The 15377-nt window shown below is 69.6% G+C and carries 18 protein-coding genes; 11 read left to right on the top strand and 7 right to left on the bottom strand.

Features of this window, described 5'->3' with window-relative positions:
* Nucleotides 1-4: 4 nt before the first annotated feature.
* From INQ48_23850 to INQ48_23820, 7 genes are all read left to right on the top strand, one after another.
* Nucleotides 5-397 carry a hypothetical protein gene (locus INQ48_23850; GenBank protein QRF56362.1) on the top strand — a complete coding sequence of 131 codons (393 nt, stop codon included), beginning with the start codon at nucleotides 5-7 and terminating at the stop codon, nucleotides 395-397.
* 127 nt (nucleotides 398-524) lie between these two features.
* Nucleotides 525-1145, top strand: a complete 621-nt coding sequence (locus tag INQ48_23845; protein QRF56361.1) for a DUF4145 domain-containing protein — start codon at nucleotides 525-527, stop codon at nucleotides 1143-1145.
* 352 nt (nucleotides 1146-1497) lie between these two features.
* Complete coding sequence (locus tag INQ48_23840) at nucleotides 1498-1830, top strand: hypothetical protein (GenBank protein ID QRF56360.1); 333 nt, start codon at nucleotides 1498-1500, stop codon at nucleotides 1828-1830.
* Between the two features lie 147 nt (nucleotides 1831-1977).
* Complete coding sequence (locus INQ48_23835; GenBank protein ID QRF56359.1) at nucleotides 1978-2730, top strand: hypothetical protein; 753 nt, start codon at nucleotides 1978-1980, stop codon at nucleotides 2728-2730.
* A gap of 47 nt (nucleotides 2731-2777) precedes the next feature.
* Complete coding sequence (locus tag INQ48_23830; GenBank protein ID QRF56358.1) at nucleotides 2778-3299, top strand: SMI1/KNR4 family protein; 522 nt, start codon at nucleotides 2778-2780, stop codon at nucleotides 3297-3299.
* Nucleotides 3300-3336: 37 nt separating this feature from the next.
* Nucleotides 3337-4527, top strand: a complete 1191-nt coding sequence (locus INQ48_23825) for a glycoside hydrolase (protein ID QRF56357.1) — start codon at nucleotides 3337-3339, stop codon at nucleotides 4525-4527.
* 88 nt (nucleotides 4528-4615) lie between these two features.
* Nucleotides 4616-5533, top strand: coding sequence for a DUF3883 domain-containing protein (locus INQ48_23820; protein QRF56356.1), 918 nt, complete (start codon nucleotides 4616-4618; stop codon nucleotides 5531-5533).
* 4 nt (nucleotides 5534-5537) lie between these two features.
* Here the strand turns inward: INQ48_23820 and INQ48_23815 are convergent, their stop codons facing one another.
* From INQ48_23815 to INQ48_23790, 6 genes are all read right to left on the bottom strand, one after another.
* On the bottom strand, nucleotides 5538-5939 hold the full coding sequence (locus INQ48_23815; GenBank protein QRF56355.1) for a nuclear transport factor 2 family protein: 402 nt from the start codon (nucleotides 5937-5939) through the stop codon (nucleotides 5538-5540).
* A gap of 65 nt (nucleotides 5940-6004) precedes the next feature.
* Nucleotides 6005-6346 (bottom strand): hypothetical protein, encoded by a 342-nt coding sequence (locus INQ48_23810; GenBank protein ID QRF56354.1) that lies wholly within the window; start codon nucleotides 6344-6346, stop codon nucleotides 6005-6007.
* Nucleotides 6347-6359: 13 nt separating this feature from the next.
* Nucleotides 6360-7640, bottom strand: a complete 1281-nt coding sequence (locus INQ48_23805) for an FAD-binding oxidoreductase (GenBank protein QRF60864.1) — start codon at nucleotides 7638-7640, stop codon at nucleotides 6360-6362.
* Between the two features lie 2 nt (nucleotides 7641-7642).
* On the bottom strand, nucleotides 7643-8389 hold the full coding sequence (locus INQ48_23800) for an amino acid ABC transporter ATP-binding protein (protein ID QRF56353.1): 747 nt from the start codon (nucleotides 8387-8389) through the stop codon (nucleotides 7643-7645).
* Nucleotides 8386-9054 (bottom strand): ectoine/hydroxyectoine ABC transporter permease subunit EhuD, encoded by a 669-nt coding sequence (gene ehuD, locus INQ48_23795; GenBank protein QRF56352.1) that lies wholly within the window; start codon nucleotides 9052-9054, stop codon nucleotides 8386-8388. The genes INQ48_23800 and ehuD overlap by 4 nt, the downstream gene beginning before the upstream one ends.
* A gap of 14 nt (nucleotides 9055-9068) precedes the next feature.
* Complete coding sequence (locus INQ48_23790; GenBank protein ID QRF56351.1) at nucleotides 9069-9848, bottom strand: amino acid ABC transporter substrate-binding protein; 780 nt, start codon at nucleotides 9846-9848, stop codon at nucleotides 9069-9071.
* Between the two features lie 170 nt (nucleotides 9849-10018).
* On the opposite strand from INQ48_23790, the gene INQ48_23785 reads away from it, so the two are divergent.
* Complete coding sequence (locus tag INQ48_23785) at nucleotides 10019-10843, top strand: IclR family transcriptional regulator (protein ID QRF56350.1); 825 nt, start codon at nucleotides 10019-10021, stop codon at nucleotides 10841-10843.
* Between the two features lie 95 nt (nucleotides 10844-10938).
* A complete protein-coding gene (locus INQ48_23780; GenBank protein QRF56349.1) occupies nucleotides 10939-12009 on the top strand; it encodes an adenosine deaminase in 1071 nt (356 codons plus the stop codon).
* Here the strand turns inward: INQ48_23780 and INQ48_23775 are convergent.
* On the bottom strand, nucleotides 11964-13283 hold the full coding sequence (locus tag INQ48_23775; GenBank protein QRF56348.1) for an MFS transporter: 1320 nt from the start codon (nucleotides 13281-13283) through the stop codon (nucleotides 11964-11966). The two genes, INQ48_23780 and INQ48_23775, sit on opposite strands and share 46 nt — an antisense overlap.
* Nucleotides 13284-13366: 83 nt before the next feature.
* Here INQ48_23775 and INQ48_23770 point away from each other — a divergent pair, with 83 nt between their 5' ends.
* Together INQ48_23770 and INQ48_23765 are read left to right on the top strand one after the other, a co-directional pair.
* Nucleotides 13367-14317 carry a LysR family transcriptional regulator gene (locus INQ48_23770; GenBank protein QRF56347.1) on the top strand — a complete coding sequence of 317 codons (951 nt, stop codon included), beginning with the start codon at nucleotides 13367-13369 and terminating at the stop codon, nucleotides 14315-14317.
* Between the two features lie 104 nt (nucleotides 14318-14421).
* Nucleotides 14422-15237 carry a helix-turn-helix domain-containing protein gene (locus INQ48_23765; protein ID QRF56346.1) on the top strand — a complete coding sequence of 272 codons (816 nt, stop codon included), beginning with the start codon at nucleotides 14422-14424 and terminating at the stop codon, nucleotides 15235-15237.
* Nucleotides 15238-15377 lie beyond the last annotated feature (140 nt).

Here is a 15377-nt window from a genome sequence, read left to right as displayed (position 1 = left end):
TTCGATGAAGTGCTGTTTTCGCCCCTTCGTTGCCGCGGCCCTCGCGGCGCTGGTCGCGCTGCCCGCCGCCGCGGCCGGCGAGGCGCCGCCGCGTTTCTCGAAGGACGAACAGCCGCTGCGCCAGGCCGTCGAGGATGCCGCGATGTGCTTCCACTTCGCCGGTGAATTCGGCGGCGATGGCTCGGCGCGCGACCGCGAGGTGAAGCGGGAGATGGCCAAGGTCTGCAAGGACGAGAGCCAGCAGCGCGTGATGCAGGCCTACCGCAGGAACCCGCGCGACCGGCGGCTCTATCCCGCGGTGCTGATGCTCGACGGAATGGTCAAGGGGCCGGCGCTGACCGAGGCCGAGAAGGCGCGGCTGTGCGCGGTGGCGAAGACGGAGCTGGTGTGTCCCTGAGATAAGACGCAGTCTTCAGTGTTCCTTGACCCTGACAGCCGTATTTGCTTTGACTTGAATACAAGTGCAGCTGCATGTGACGATGCCGCGTGTCAAGTCTCCTCAGATCACAAGCGTGGGAGCAGCGATGTCAGAAACCTCCAGTTTGCTGTACTGCTATCGGTGCGAGGAGAACACAAATCACCAATTTGTGTTCTCCCATGATTTTGCTTTTCGATATCTGGATGCAGAAGGTTTTGTAATGTGGGAGCCGGCGGTCTATTCCGGGCTTTCGTGTACCACCTGCACGGATCTTGCGATCTATATTCACTCAAGCCTCCATGTCGTTGGAGCCGATTCCAAATACGGAGAACTGGTCTATCCGAAGAATCGCGAAATCTATGAGGGCCTGCCCCGTAGGGTTGCCCAAGCGTACAAGGAGGCGCTGAAAGTCAAGCGTGTGTCGAAGATTGCCTTTTCGCTTATGGGGCGGCGAGTGGTTGAGGAGATTGCCAAGGATCAGGGATGTTCGGTCAGTAACTTGGCCGAAGCGCTTAATCAGTTGGCATTGACGGGAAAGTTATCTCCGTGGCTTTCGGAGGCGGCAGAAGTGGTTCGAAAAATCGGAAATGCTGCGGCACATGACGGCTTTGCGGAGTTCAACGAGCATCATGTCGATCTCATAGACGAGTTGCTTTATGAGCTTGTAGATAACTTGTACCGCGGCCCCTCTTTTCTTCATACCTACCGAAACATGCTCGAGATCTAGTTGTTGGATGTGGTGCCTTCTCGAGACCGCCGCCACGTTCTCAGAGTCGGCCATCGGTTACGAACCTGTTCTAGTGCTCGATTCACCCTGCAATAGCGTCGATATACTTCGGCATCGCGCAAAAAAAGCGCGATCGGGTTTGGAAGCCCGCTGCACCTCTGCGACGAAAGCCGCAGCTACCGCACATGGTCTGCGGCCTTTTCGTTCGTCCGCTTTTTGGCGGCTCGGATGGGAGGGCGCGAGTCCTGCCGGTTCTCGAGAGAGGTGCCCGGTCTTCCAACCCGTTCGAGCTGCCGCCTTGTTTGGAAGCAGGTGCGGTGGTTTTTGAAACCGCACCTCCTGGGGTCCTCACATGACTCTGCCTCCCGGCTCCTTTTCGCAGTCGTCCGCGACTGACACCTCCACGGCGAGCTTCGACATGCTTGCCCTTCAAGCCTGCGATGACGTCGACAACCTGCGCGAAGTCCTGCGCTTCTATATCGGGCTCGAAAAGCTCATCGCGCCTTTGAATCCAGGCGACACCGAAGAGCTCGTTCCCATGCGAAGCGAGTTGAGCTCGATGCTGCGCCTGGCCAATTCGGAACTGCGGCGCCGCATCGATGCGGCCGATGGCGCCACGCACCAACTGCATGAGGCTTTGAACGCGATCGGCCGGGAAGAGAAGAAGACGCGTCTCGACGACTGAGAGGGCGAGGCGTCCCATCGCCGCACGATCGATCGGGTGCCGCATCCTGCGCCAAGGCCTACAACCACGGAGCTGGTGCACGTGGATACTCTTGCAGACGAGGTGGCTCCGCAGAGGAGCTGCTCGGCCTGACCTCAGAGCCCTCTGATGCGCAACTCACTCGACTTCACATCCTGGCAAGGCCTGCTCTCGACCCTGCTCGGCCTGGTGCTCGTGTCGCTGGTCGCGGTCGGCATCCGCATCGTCGTGATGCTCAGCGTGCAGCAGCGGCGCGAGCGGCAGAACCGGCAGATCAACGAACGGCTCAAGACCCTGATCGCGGCCTACAAGGTGCTCGGCGGCTCGTTCACCGGCGAGCTCGCGGTCGACCCCAGCCATCTGCGCGAACTGCGCACGCGCGGCCTGCAGGCCGAGGCCGAAGGCGGCGCCGATGCCGGCCTGCCCGCCTCGGACCGGCGCCGCCGCATCCGCGACGCGGTCGAGACCGCGCTGTCCGACGTGATCCTGCTCGGCACCGAGGAGCAGGTGCGGCTGGCCGCGAAGGCCGCGGCCGACATGGTCGCGGGCCGCAGCGTGGAGACGGCCGAGCTCGTGGTCTCGCTGCGCACCTTCATCCGCGCGGTGCTCGACCTCGATCCGGTGCCGCCGACGCTCGGCATTCCGAAGCAGGGGCCGCTGCGGCTCAAGGGCACGGCCACGCGCGGCGAGCGCGCGGGCGGTGGCGGTGGCAATGCCGGCGGTGGTGCCGGTGGCAAGGGCGGAGGCGGCGGCATGGGCGGCGGTGGCATGGGCGCCGGCATGGGCGCGGGCCTCGGAGCCGGCGTGGGCCTGCACCATGGCGCGTCCGAGGCCGAAGCGCTGCCCGCGTCGCTCGGCCTGCCGCGCGAGACCGATCCCTGAAGCGCGCCGCCATCGAACAGACACCTCCCACGTCCACAGTCATTCCCATGCTCGAACGCAGCGCAGCCCACTTCCCCCAGTTCTCCCGCCTCGCACCCGACTTCGATCTCGAGGACGTGCAGCCGCCGGCCTCCGACGCCGAGATCGCCGCACTCGAGCAATCGCTGGGCGTGCCGTTGCCGGAGTCCTACAAGCAACTGCTGCGCTGCAGCCGCGGCTTCATGCTGATGGGCGGTGTCGTGCAGTTCGGCGACCAGCATCCTTTCTTCCACGAGTTCGAGCCGCTCGATCGGCTCGGCGAGGCGCAACGCGCCGTGGTCCAGCGCCGCGGCGGCAACTGGCCGCCGCCGTCGAACGGCATGCTGTGCTTCGCGGAGTTCTTCATGGAGGCCGACGGCGACCAGGTGCTGTTCGACGTGAGCCAGGGGCTGGTCGATGGCGAGTACCCGGTCGTCTATTACGCGCATGCCGCGTCGCCGGCCTCGGTGCGCGTGCTCGCGCCTTCGTTCGCCGCGTTCATGGAAGCCTTCCTGCGCTACGAGGAATTCGCCGACGAAGACGATGAATGAACGAGGATCCCCTGATTCGCTCACCGCGCCGACGCCCATGACCCACGATTCCCTCGACGCCCCTTCGCTCGCGCTCGTCGATGCCTGCAGCCAGGCCTCGCTCGCGCTGCTCGAAGCCAACCTCACGCCGCACGGCATCCTGGCCGCGAGCCGCACCGAGGCCGCGGTGGCGCGGCGCTACACGCGCATCTTCGGGCGCGACGCCGCGATCTGCGTGATGGCGATGTGCGGCAGCGGCGTGCCGGCGCTCGAGCAGGGCGCGGTCGCGAGCCTCGACGCGCTCGCGGCGCAGCAGGCGGCCAATGGGCAGATCCCGAAGTACGTCGACCCCGAGGGCCAGGACGCCGACTTCTGGTATCTGGGCTGCATCGACGCCACGCTCTGGTGGCTGATCGCGGTGGACCATGTGCGCCGCCATGGCCAGGTGGGCGCCACGCACTGGGCCGACGGCGTGCAGCGCGCGATCGGCTGGCTGCTGGCGCAGGAGCACCAGCACTTCCGGCTGCTGCAGCAGAACGAGGCCAGCGACTGGGCCGACATCATGCCGCGCTCGGGCTACGTGCTCTACACCAACGCGCTGTGGTTCGACGTCAAGCGCCGCTTCGCGATCGCGCAGGCCGACGAGACCCGGCACCACTTCAACCACCTGTTCAACCCGTTCCAGCGCGACCTGCCCGAATACCACCGCGCGCGGCTGCTGCAGCACTACGCGCGGCGCGGCCGGCGCGATCCGGGCCTGTACCTGAGCTTCGTCAACCTCGCGGTGGTGGGCGACGAGGGCGACGTGTTCGGCAACGTGCTGGCGATTCAGGCCGGGCTGGCCGACGAGGCGATGGCGCACAGCATCGTCAACACCATCGAGGGCGCGCGCGCGAGCGATCCCTACCCGGTGCGCGTGGTGCTGCATCCGCTGTCGCCGCAGCACGAGCTGTGGCGCGCCTACATGGGCCGGCACCGGCAGAACCTGGTGCACCAGTACCACAACGGCGGCATCTGGCCCTTCGTGGGCGGCTTCTGGGCGATGGCGCTCGCGAAGCTGGGGCTCGAGGCCGAGGGCTGGGCCGAGCTCGCGAAGCTGGCGCGCGCCAACGAGCTCGACGGCTGGCGCTTCACCGAGTGGTTCCATGGCCGCACGCTGGCGCCGATGGGCATGGCGGGCCAGAGCTGGAATGCCGCCACCTTCGTGCTGGCGCGGCGTGCGCTCGAGGGCGACGCCACGGCCTGGTGAGGGCGCGCGCGAGGGCGGCCGGTTTCCGGTTGCGGCATACTCGCCACCCCCCGCAATCTCCAATCTGCCTCTCGCACAAGACCCCCGCATGGACAAGGAAGTCGACCCCAAAGTACTCGCCGTCATCGATGAGATGCGCCTCTCCGGCCCCCGGCTCACGCCGGTCGACATCGTCGCCAAGATGGGTGTGTTCGACGCGCGCGAGAAGGCCTCGGACCACGCCTGGCTCGCCACCGGCGACAACGTGATCGCCACCATCTGGGGCGAGTACGTCAACCTCGGCGAGGGCGGGCGCTGGTTCTGCCTCGAGTCGCTCGACGTGCAGTTCCGCCCCGGCGGCGGCCCGCGCTCCGCGTTCCAGTCGCAGCGCGCCGCCGACCGCCTCGCGCTGCTCAAGCGCACCTTCGACGCCGGCCAGGATTTCCGCGCCGTGGTGCAGACCAACCGCATCGCCATCGGCGAGATCGAGACCAACCGCAGCGCCAAGGTCTCGACGCGCGTGCGCGACGACGCCGAATGGCATGTCGCGAGCTGGGAGCCCGAGCGCAAGTTCGCGGTGCTGGTGCGCGGCCCGCGCGGCTGGGTGCCCGACGAGGCCGCGATCCAGGCCGCGCGCGCCAAGGGCAACGTGCCCGACGAGGTCGCGGTCGGTGCCGACGGCGCGGCGAAGCTGGGCTCGGCCGAGGCCGTGCAGGAGGCCGCCATGGACTACGTGATGCGCCACTTCAAGGGCTACGGCTACAACGCCGAGGACGTGCGCAGCCAGAAGACCGGCTACGACATCGTGGTGTCGAACTCGAAGGGCGCGACCCTGCTCAAGGTCACGGTCAAGGGCACGGCCTCGGGCTTCCCGACCTTCCGCCTCACGCGCGAGGAGCAGCTGAGCTCGGTCGGCGAGCCGCTGTGGCGCCTGCTGGTGGTGTCCGACGTGGCGACCCCCACGGCCGCGCACAAGATCTACAAGCCCACCGAGATGACGCAGGCGCCGGGCTTCGAGCCGCTCTGATCCGTCAGGCCTGAGGTGGCTGCGCGGCCTGCAGCTGCGCCGCCATCTTCTGGTGGATCAGGTTCACGGCCTTCAGCGGGCGCAGCATCACCTTGAACTCGGTGATCTTGCCCGCGTCGTTCCAGCGGATCATGTCGACGCCGTTGACCACGATGCCGTCGAGCTCCACCTCGAACTCGAGCACCGCGTCGCGCTCGGCCTTCACTTCGCGCACGTAGCGGAAGCTCGGGTTGAAGAAGACCTCGAAGGCCGCGGCCAGGTAGCGGCGCGTGATCTCCTTGCCGATCTGCGGCTTGTGCACCACCGGCGAATGGAAGACGGCGCCCTCGTCGAGCAGGATGTCGAGCCCTGCCGCGTCGCGCGTCTGCACGAGCTGGTGCCAGGTGGAAAGCGTGTCGATCGCCATGTCGTGTCTCCGATGCAGTGGGTAGAGGGGGCGCGCCATGGTATCGGCTGGCGGCCCCGGGCGTGCTATTCGTCGATGCGCGAAAGCGCCTTGAGCACGGCCACGCCCCTGAAGGTCCGCCAGAGCCCGAAGGGCACCAGCAGCAGCGCGCCGGCCAGCCGATGCAGCGGCGGCGCCAGCGACAGCGCGGCCCAGATCCCGAGCGCGGCGATCAGCAGGCCGCCGACGATGTTCACCACGCCGCCGCCGAGCCACTGCACCTGGAGCAGCCGCGCCGTCAGCGACAGCATGCGATCGGCCACCTTCAGTCCGAGCCGGTCGGCCAGCACGTAGAGCCCGAGCAGCAGCAGCGGCGCCACGGCGATGCCGATCAGGAGATACGCCGCGATGCCGATCAGGGTGTGCATGCGGCCCAGCTTATCAAGCGAATCGATCGAGCAGGCTGTACCAGGCCACGCCGGCCGCGATGTAGAAGCGCTGCAGTCGATGCAGCGGAATCGGCTGGAGCGGCGTCACCGGGTACGGGAAATCCGCCCCGGGCTGCATCAGCCGCGCCGCCACGTGCCGGCCCATGCTGGTGGCCAGCGCGATGCCGCGCCCGTTGTAGCCCAGCGCGATCGTGAGGCCCGGCGCGGGCGTGTGCACATGCGGCATGAAGTCGCGCGTGACGGCGATGCGGCCGGCCCAGCGGTACTGGTAGCGCAGCGGCCCGAGTTGCGGATACAGCAGGGCGAGCGAGCGCTCGAGGTGCGCGAAGTCGGCCGGTCCCGCCGGATCGGCGAAGTGGCCGCGCCCGCCCATCAGCAGCCGGCCCTGCGCGTCCTTGCGGAAGTACAGCAGCAGGCGCTGCGAGGTCGACGCGGTCTCGCCGCCCGGCAGGATGGCGTGCGCGGCCGCGCCCTGCAGCGGCTCGGTGGCCACGATGAAGCTGTTGGCCGCGAGCACGGTGCGCGAGAGGCCGGGCCACAGGCCGCCGGTGTAGCCGTTGGTGGCGATCAGCACCTGGTCGGCGACCACGCTCGCGCCGCTGGCCGTGGTCGCGTGCCACTGCGTACCGCGGCGCTCGAGCGAGCTGACCGCGCTGCCGCCGTGCACCGATGCGCCCGCCGCCTGCGCGGCGCGCACCAGCCCGCGCGTGTAGGCCAGCGGCTGGATGCCGCCGGCGCGGCCGTCGAGCCAGCCGCCCGCGAAGGCTTGGGTGCCCAGGCGCGCCGCCACATCGGCGCGGTCGAGCATCTGCGTGGCGGCGCCGCGCCGCGCCCATTGCTCGGCGCGCGCATGCATGGCGGCGAGGTGCCTGGGCGAATAGGCCACCTGCAGCCAGCCCTTGCGCACCGGCTGGCAGTCGATGCCGTGGCGCTCGATCAGCTTGAACACCAGGTCGGCCGAGCGCGAAACCGCGTCGATCAGCGGCTCGGCGCGCGCGGCGCCGTAGGTCCGCACCAGTTCGTCGGGGTCCTGCTTGAGCGTGGGATTGACCTGGCCGCCGTTGCGCCCCGAGGCGCCCCAGCCCGGCTCGTGCGCCTCGAGCACGCAGACCTTGGTGCCGGCCTCGGCCAGGTGCAGCGCGGCCGACAGGCCCGTGAAGCCGGCGCCCACGATCAGCACGTCGGCGCGCTGCGAACCCGCCAGCGGCGGCGTCGGCGGTGCCGCTGGCGCGGTGGCGGCCCACAGCGAAGGAGGCAGTGTCGATGTCGCGATGCTCACGCGCGCACCTCCGCCGACGGATGCAGCACGCGGCGCAGGAAGTCCTGTGTGCGCGCCTGGCGCGGCGCGCCCAGCACCTGCGCGGCCGGGCCTTCCTCGACGATGCTGCCGCTGTGCAGGAAGCACACGCGGTCGGCCACCTCGCGCGCGAAGCCCATCTCGTGCGTGACCACGATCATGGTCATGCCCTCGTCGGCCAGCGCGCGCATCACGCCGAGCACGTCGCCGACCAGCTCGGGGTCGAGCGCCGAGGTGGGTTCGTCGAACAGCATGGCCTCGGGCTTCATCGCGAGCGCGCGCGCGATCGCCACGCGCTGCTGCTGGCCGCCCGAGAGCTGCGCCGGCCAGGCCTGCGCCTTCTCGGCCAGCCCGACCTTGGCGAGCAACGCGAGCGCCTCTTCGCGCGCCTGCGCCGGGTTCTGGCGCAGCACGTGCACCGGGCCCTCCATCACGTTCTCGATCACGGTGCGGTGCGGGAACAGGTTGAAGCGCTGGAACACCATGCCCATGCGGCTGCGCAGCCGGTGGATGGCGGGCGCGTTGCGGTCCACGCGCTCGCCGAAGGCGCGCACCTCGCCGCCCTCGTAAGACTCGAGGCCGTTGATGCAGCGCAGCACCGTCGACTTGCCCGAGCCCGAGGGGCCGATCAGGCACACCACCTCGCCCTTGTCCACGCGCAGGCTCACGCCCTGCAGCACGCGGTGCGCGCCGAAGCGCTTCTCCAGGCCTTCGACGTGGATCATGGCTTTCTCCTTCCGGCGCCAAAGCGCGCCTCGAGCCGGCGCAGGCCCCAGACCAGCGGCAGGCTCATCAACAGGTAGAGCAGCGCGACCAGCGTGTAGACCGTCATGTTCTGGAAGGTGGAGGAGGCGATCAGCTGGCCGGCGCGCGTCATCTCGGCCACCGTGATGGTCGAGACCAGCGAGGAGTCCTTGAGCATCATCACCAGCGTGTTGCCGTAGGGCGGCAGCGCGATGCGGAAGGCCTGCGGCAGGATCACGCGCCGCATGATCAGCGCCGAGCGCATGCCCATGGCCTGCGCGGCCTCGCGCTGGCCCGGATCGACGGCCTCGATGCCGGCGCGGAAGTTCTCGGCCTGGTAGGCCGAGTAGGCGATGCCCAGGCCGATCACGCCGGCCTGGAAGGCCGTGAGCTGCACGCCGAACTCGGGCAGCACGAAGTAGATGTAGAACAGCTGCACGATGATCGGCAGCCCGCGGATCACGTTGACGATCACCGCGCCGGTCCACGAGACGGCGCGCACCGGCGAGAGCTTCATCAGCGCCAGCGCGAGGCCGAGCACGCTGCTCAGCAGGAACGACAGCACGGTGACCTGCACCGTGACCACCGCGCCCTGCAGCAGGATCGGCAGGAAGTCCTGCGCGTGTTGGAGGAACGAGGAGGCCATGGCTCAGCGCGCGCTCAGATGCCCCATTTCTGGACGATCTTCGCCAGCGTGCCGTCGGCCTTGATCGCGGCGATGGCCTTGTTCAGCCGCGCCAGCGTCTCGGTGTCGCCCTTGCGCACCACCAGGCAGACGTCGCCCACGTTCACCGGCTTGTAGCTGTCGACCAGCTTCACGCCCGGGAAGGTGTTCTGCCGGATCTGGTAGGCCATGATGGGCTGGTCGCCGAGGCCGGCCTTGATGCGGCCCAGCGAGAGGTCGCGCGTCATGTCGGCCACCGAGTCGTAGCTGCGCACCTCCTTGAAGATGCCCTTCTTGGTGAGCATGTCGAGGAACACGGTGCCGACCTGCGCGCCCACCACCTCGCCCTTGAGCTCGTCGAGCGTGGCGTAGGCACGGGTGTCGTCGGCCTTGACGATCAGGCCCTCGCCGTACGAATAGACCGGGTCGCTGAAGTCGACCACCTCCTGGCGCGCGGGCGTCTTGAGCATGGCGGCCGAGACGATGTCGATCTTGCGCGCCGTGAGCGAGGGGATCAGCGCCGAGAACACGGTCTGCTGCACGTTGACCGTGAAGCCGCCCGCCTTGCCGACCGCGGTGACGGTGTCGACCATCATTCCCTGGATGCTGTTGCTCTTCACGTCGAGGAAGGTGAAGGGCACGCCGGTGGCGGTGGCGCCCACGTTGAAGCTGGCCGGGGCCGCGCCCTGGGCCGCCGCGAGCGAGGCGGCGCCGGCGATGCAGAGGCCGAGCGCGAGGCGGCGCAGCGGGCGGAGGTGGCGAACGATGCGATTCATGGAAGCACTCCTCAGGACAAGAGACAGGGAAAGGAAGGAAGCGGGGTCAACGCAACATGCGTGCCAATAATCGATTCGATCGACTCTTTAATCAATAAATGAAAACCACTAGTCGAATTGATCGTATCGATATTCGATATTTCATCGGACGCTCGCTATACTTTGACGCCATGGACCCCACGACCGCCCCCACCGGGACCGCCGACGACGCGGCGCCCGAGGACAGCCAGAGCCTTCTCTTCAACCAGTCGCTCGAGAAGGGCCTGGCCGTGCTGCGCGCCTTCAGCGCGCGGCGGCGCACCATGACGCTGGCCGACGTGGCCGTGGCCACCGACATCACCAAGAGCTCGGCCCAGCGCATGGTCTTCACGCTCGAGAAGCTCGGCTACCTGCGCAAGCATCCGAAGACGCGGCGCTACCAGCTCACGCCGCGCGTGATGGAGATCGGCTTCAACTACCTCGCGGCCAATGCGCTGATCGACGTGGCGAATCCCTACCTGTCGGAGCTCACCAAGGTGACGACCGAGACCTCCTGCCTCACCGAGCCCGACGGGCTGGACATGGTCTACGTGGCGCGCTTCGTGAGCGCGCAGTTCGTGCCGGTGCACATGCCGATCGGCAGCCGCATCCCGATGTACTGCACCGCCTCGGGCCGTGCCTTCCTGAGTGCGCTGCCCGAGGACGAGGCGCGCGCGCTGATCGAGGCCTCGGACCGGGTGGCCCACACCACCCACACGCTGACCGAGGTCGAGGCGATCCTGGCCACCTTGCGCCAGGCGCGGCTGCAGGGCTTCGCGACCAATGCCGAGGAGCTGTTCCTCGGCGACATGACCATCGCCGCGCCGGTGCTCGGCAGCCAGGGCCGGCCCGTGGCCTCGGTGCACGTGGTCGCGCCCACCAGCCGCTGGACGCTGGAGGAGGCGGTGCGCAAGCTGGCGCCCACCCTGCTGCTGTGCGCGCGCTCGCTCACGAGCTCGGCGCGCAGCCTCGATTGAGGCCATACGGTTTCGCGCATTGCGCGGCCGCGGGCAGCCTTTATGCTCGCGCGAACGCAACGCCCCACGGCGCCCCCCATGCGCCAGACCCCACCATGACCGACTTCCGCCCCGCCGCCGACCACCTGCGCTTCGACGCCATTCCCGCCGAGCGCCTGCCCGAGCTGCTGCGCGCCATGCCCAAGGCCGAGCTGCACATGCACATCGAGGGCTCGCTCGAGCCCGAGCTGATCTTCGCGCTCGCGCAGCGCAACGGCGTGGCCATTCCCTACGCCAGCGTCGAGGAACTGCGCCAGGCCTACGCCTTCACCAACCTGCAGAGCTTCCTCGACATCTACTACGCGGGCGCGAGCGTGCTGCTGAAGGAGCAGGACTTCTTCGACATGGCCTGGGCCTACCTCGAGCGCGCCGCGGCCGACCACGTGGTCCACACCGAGATGTTCTTCGACCCGCAGACCCACACCGCGCGCGGCGTGGCGATGCAGACCGTGGTCGACGGCCTGCACCGCGCCTGCGTAGAGGCGAAGGACAAGCTGGGCGTGAGCGCCTCGCTGATCCTGTGCTTCCTGCGCCACCTGAGCGAGGAGGAGGCCTTCGAGACCCTGGAGCAGGCGCTGCCCCATCGCGACAAGTTCATCGGCGTGGGGCTCGACTCGAGCGAGGTCGGCCATCCGCCCGAGAAGTTCGCGCGCGTGTTCGCGCGCTGCCGCGAGCTGGGCCTGCACCTCGTGGCCCATGCGGGCGAGGAAGGCCCGCCCGAATACGTGTGGAGCGCGCTCGACGTGCTGAAGGTGGAGCGCGTCGACCATGGCGTGCAGAGCGCGAAGGACCCGGCGCTGATGCAGCGGCTGGCGCAGGACCGCATCCCGCTGACCGTGTGCCCGCTGTCGAACCTCAAGCTGTGCGTGTTCCCCGACCTCGCGCAGCACAACCTCGGCACCCTGCTCGACGCGGGCCTGGTCGCCACGGTGAACTCCGACGACCCGGCCTACTTCGGCGGCTACATGAACCAGAACTTCACGCAGACCTTCGAGGCCACCGGCCTGGGCGCGCGCCACGCCTGGCAGCTCGCGGCCAACAGCTTCGAGGGCAGCTTCATCGACGAGGCCGCCAAGCGCGCCTACGTGGAGCGGCTCAACGCCGTCTTCGCCGACTTCGGCGCCTGACAGGCACCGGCCGAGGTCGAAGGCGCGCGCGGCGCCAGCAGCGGCACCGCGACCAGCGCGCAGCCCGCCGCCGCCAGCCACACCAGCGGCCAGCCCTGCGCCGCCATCAGGTGCGGGATCGAGAACGGCGTGACGAAGCAGACCAGGAACACGCTGGTGTTCGCCATGCCCAGCGCCGTGCCGGCGCGCGCGGCGCCGGCCAGCGTGGCGAGCTCGGTGTAGGCCACGCCGTGCCAGGCCGAGACGCAGATGCCGCTCACGCCCAGCAGCACCACCAGCGCGATGCGCAGCGCCTGCGATTCGGCCGCCACCTGCGCGCCGGTGCAGAACACCAGCAGCGCGAGCAGCGCGAACAGCGCCACGCTGAGGCTGGCGCAGGCGCGCAGGTAGGCCGGCCGGTTGCCGCGCCGGTCGGTCCAGCGCCCGCTCCACACGCGCATCGCCATCGCGCCGGCCTGCAGCGTGACCATGGCGGTGGTGATGGTCGCCAGGCCCGCATGGCCGAAGTCGTGCAGGAACACCGTGCCGAAGGACAGCACCGCGAACTGCGGCGCGCAGAGGATGCCGATGCCCGCGACGATGCGCCACACGCGCGCATCGCGCAGCGGGCCGGTTCCTGGAGCGGCCGGCGCGGCCGAGGGCCGTGCGGCGCGCTCGGGCGGCGGCTCGTGCACCCAGGCCCAGGCCATCCAGGCGCTGAGCGCGCACAGCAGCGCGAGCACGCCGTAGAGCGCCGCGAAGCCGAGGTGCAGCGCCAGCCACGGCAGCACCAGCGCGCCGACGGCGCCGCCCAGCGGCACGGCGGTCTGGCGGATGCTCATCGCGAGGCCGCGCTCGCCGGCGGCGAACCAGGTCATCACCGCGCGGCCGCTGGCGCCGTTGACGCTGCCGCCGAGCAGCCCGACCAGCAGCAGCCCGCCGCCGAGCAGGCCCAGGCCCGGGACGTGGCCGGCCGCGGGCGCGGCCCACAGCGCCATCGCCCCCAGGGCCAGCGCGGTGGCGCCCAGGCCCAGCAGCAGCACCGGGCGGTCGCCCCAGCGGTCGGTCAGCAGGCCCCAGGGCAGCTCGCTGACCGCGATGCCCAGGCCCATGAGGCCGAGCACCAGGCCGAGCGTGGCGTTGTCGAGCTGGTAGCCCGAGCGCATCAGCACGGCGGTCATCGGGATGCCGCTGAAGGCGACCGAGAAGGCGGCGTTGGCCGCGACACCCGCGCTCAGCACTTTCCAGCGGTGGCGCGGCGGGAGCGGGGTGGGGGAAGGGGCGGGATGGGTCATAGGCGACCCAGTCTCCGCGCTTGCGAAGGTTTTGAAAATCAGAAAATAATCGTCGTATCGTTCGAAAAAACAGGATGGTTGAGATGTCCCAGGTGATGTTCGATCTCGACGTGCTGCGCAGCTTCTCGACCGGCGTGGCGCTCGGCAGCTATGCGCGCGCGGCCGACCGGCTCGGCCGCTCGACCTCGGCGGTCAGCGCCCAGCTCAAGAAGCTCGAGTCCCAGGCCGGCACGGTGCTGTTCCGCAAGGCCGGCCGCGGGCTGGAGCTGACCGACGCGGGCGAGACCCTGCTGGCCTACGCGCACCGGCTGCTGGCGCTCAACGAGGAGGCGGGCGCCGCGATGCGCGGCGTCGACCTCGAGGGCTGGGTGCGGCTCGGGCTGCAGGAGGACTTCGGCGAGACGCTGCTGCCCGCGGTGTTGGGCCGCTTCGCGCGCGCCCATCCCAAGGTGCGCATCGAGGCCTGCGTGGCGCGCAGCGGCGACCTGCGCGAGCGGCTCGAGCTCGGCAAGCTCGACCTCGCGCTGGCCTGGGACGCGGGCGAGCAGCCGATCTCCGCGCATGCGCAGCGCGTGGCACGGCTGCCGCTGCAGTGGATCGGCCCGGTCGATCCGGCGATGTGCGATGCCCCCTGGTGGAAGGAGCGCGAGCGCGGCGCGGCGGGCGCGCGCAAGACGCAGGAGCCGCTGCCGCTGGTGCTGCTCGACGCGCCCTGTCCGCTGCGCGCCATCGTCACCGACGCCCTCGACCGCGCGGGCGTGCCCTGGCGCCATGCCTTCGCGAGCAGCAGCCTGGCCGCGCTGTGGGCCGCGAGCTCGGCCGGCCTGGGCCTCTCGGTGCGCACGCCCTTCCGCCTGCCGCGCCAGGTGCGGGCCATCGACCGCACCTTGCTCGGCCTGCCCGCGCTGCCGCAGATGTCGCTGTCGCTCTACCGCGCGCAGGCGCAGGCGGAAGCGCCGGCCGCGCGGCTGGGCACCTTGCTGCTGGAGGCGGTGCGCGAGCATGTGCAGGGGGAGGGGAGCGTGATGCACTGAGCCCGGTCCCGGCCCGCGGTTCTTCGGCGCAGTGAGGGCAATGCCTCATACCGTCATGTTCCAGATCGCCCCAAAATGGGGCGCTGCAGACACGACAAGCGTCCATGGCCACCCCGAAGAACTTCCTGCACCTGTGGGACGACAGGTTCCTCTACATCACGCCGGCGATCCAGTCGGGCCTGACCGCGCGCTCCTCGGCCACGGTGCTGGCCTCGGTGAGCGGGCATCCGTTCATGCTCGAGGCGGCCGACGGTACGCGCACGTATTGCACCGCCGCCGTGGTGGCGCCGCACGTGGCGCGCCGGCTCGCGGTCGAGGGCTGCGGGCTGCTGTCGCTCAACATCGATCCGGCCTCGGTCGCCTACCGCATGCTCTCGCGCCAGCTCGGCGGGCACGGCATCCAGGTGCTCGACGCGCGCCGCTTCGGCCGCCTGCGCGAGGGCTTCGAGCCCGCGCAGGCCGGCGCGCTCGACGATGCCGCGCTGCAGGCGCTGAGCCGCGGCCTGGTGGAGACCATCACCGGCAGCCCCGAGCGCCGCATGCCCAACGATCCGCGCATCGAGCGCGTGCTCGACGCGATCCGCCATCGCGCGGGCGCGGTGTCGCTGCGCGAGCTGTCGGCCGTGGCCTGCCTCTCGCCCGACCGGCTCACGCACCTGTTCGCGCAGCAGGTGGGCGTGTCGATCAAGCGCTATGCGCTGTGGACCAAGGTGCGGCGCACGGTGCAGCAGTTCACCGGCCAGCGCCCGCTGACCGACGTCGCGCTGACCAGCGGCTTCACCGACGCGGCCCACATGAGCCGCACCTTCAAGAGCTACTTCGGCCTCGCGCCCTCGTTCCTCGCGGGCAAGGTCGAGGTCAGGGCCGACGCGCAGGCCTCGCAGGCCTGGGGCCACGGCGCGGCCCCGATTCATTCCTGAGCGCCTGCTGAAGCGGCGAGCGCGCGTGGTCGCGCGGTCGCAATACAGCGGCTTCGTTCAAGCCAGCCCCCCGCGCGCTGCCTAAGCTGGCGAGGCTCCATCAAGAGAGCATGACCGAGCATTCACAGGAGACATCCGAC

Origin of the sequence: Variovorax paradoxus, assembly GCA_016806145.1 — a bacterium.
Taxonomy (GTDB): domain Bacteria; phylum Pseudomonadota; class Gammaproteobacteria; order Burkholderiales; family Burkholderiaceae_C; genus Variovorax.
This window is presented reverse-complemented; position numbering and strand designations above follow the sequence as displayed.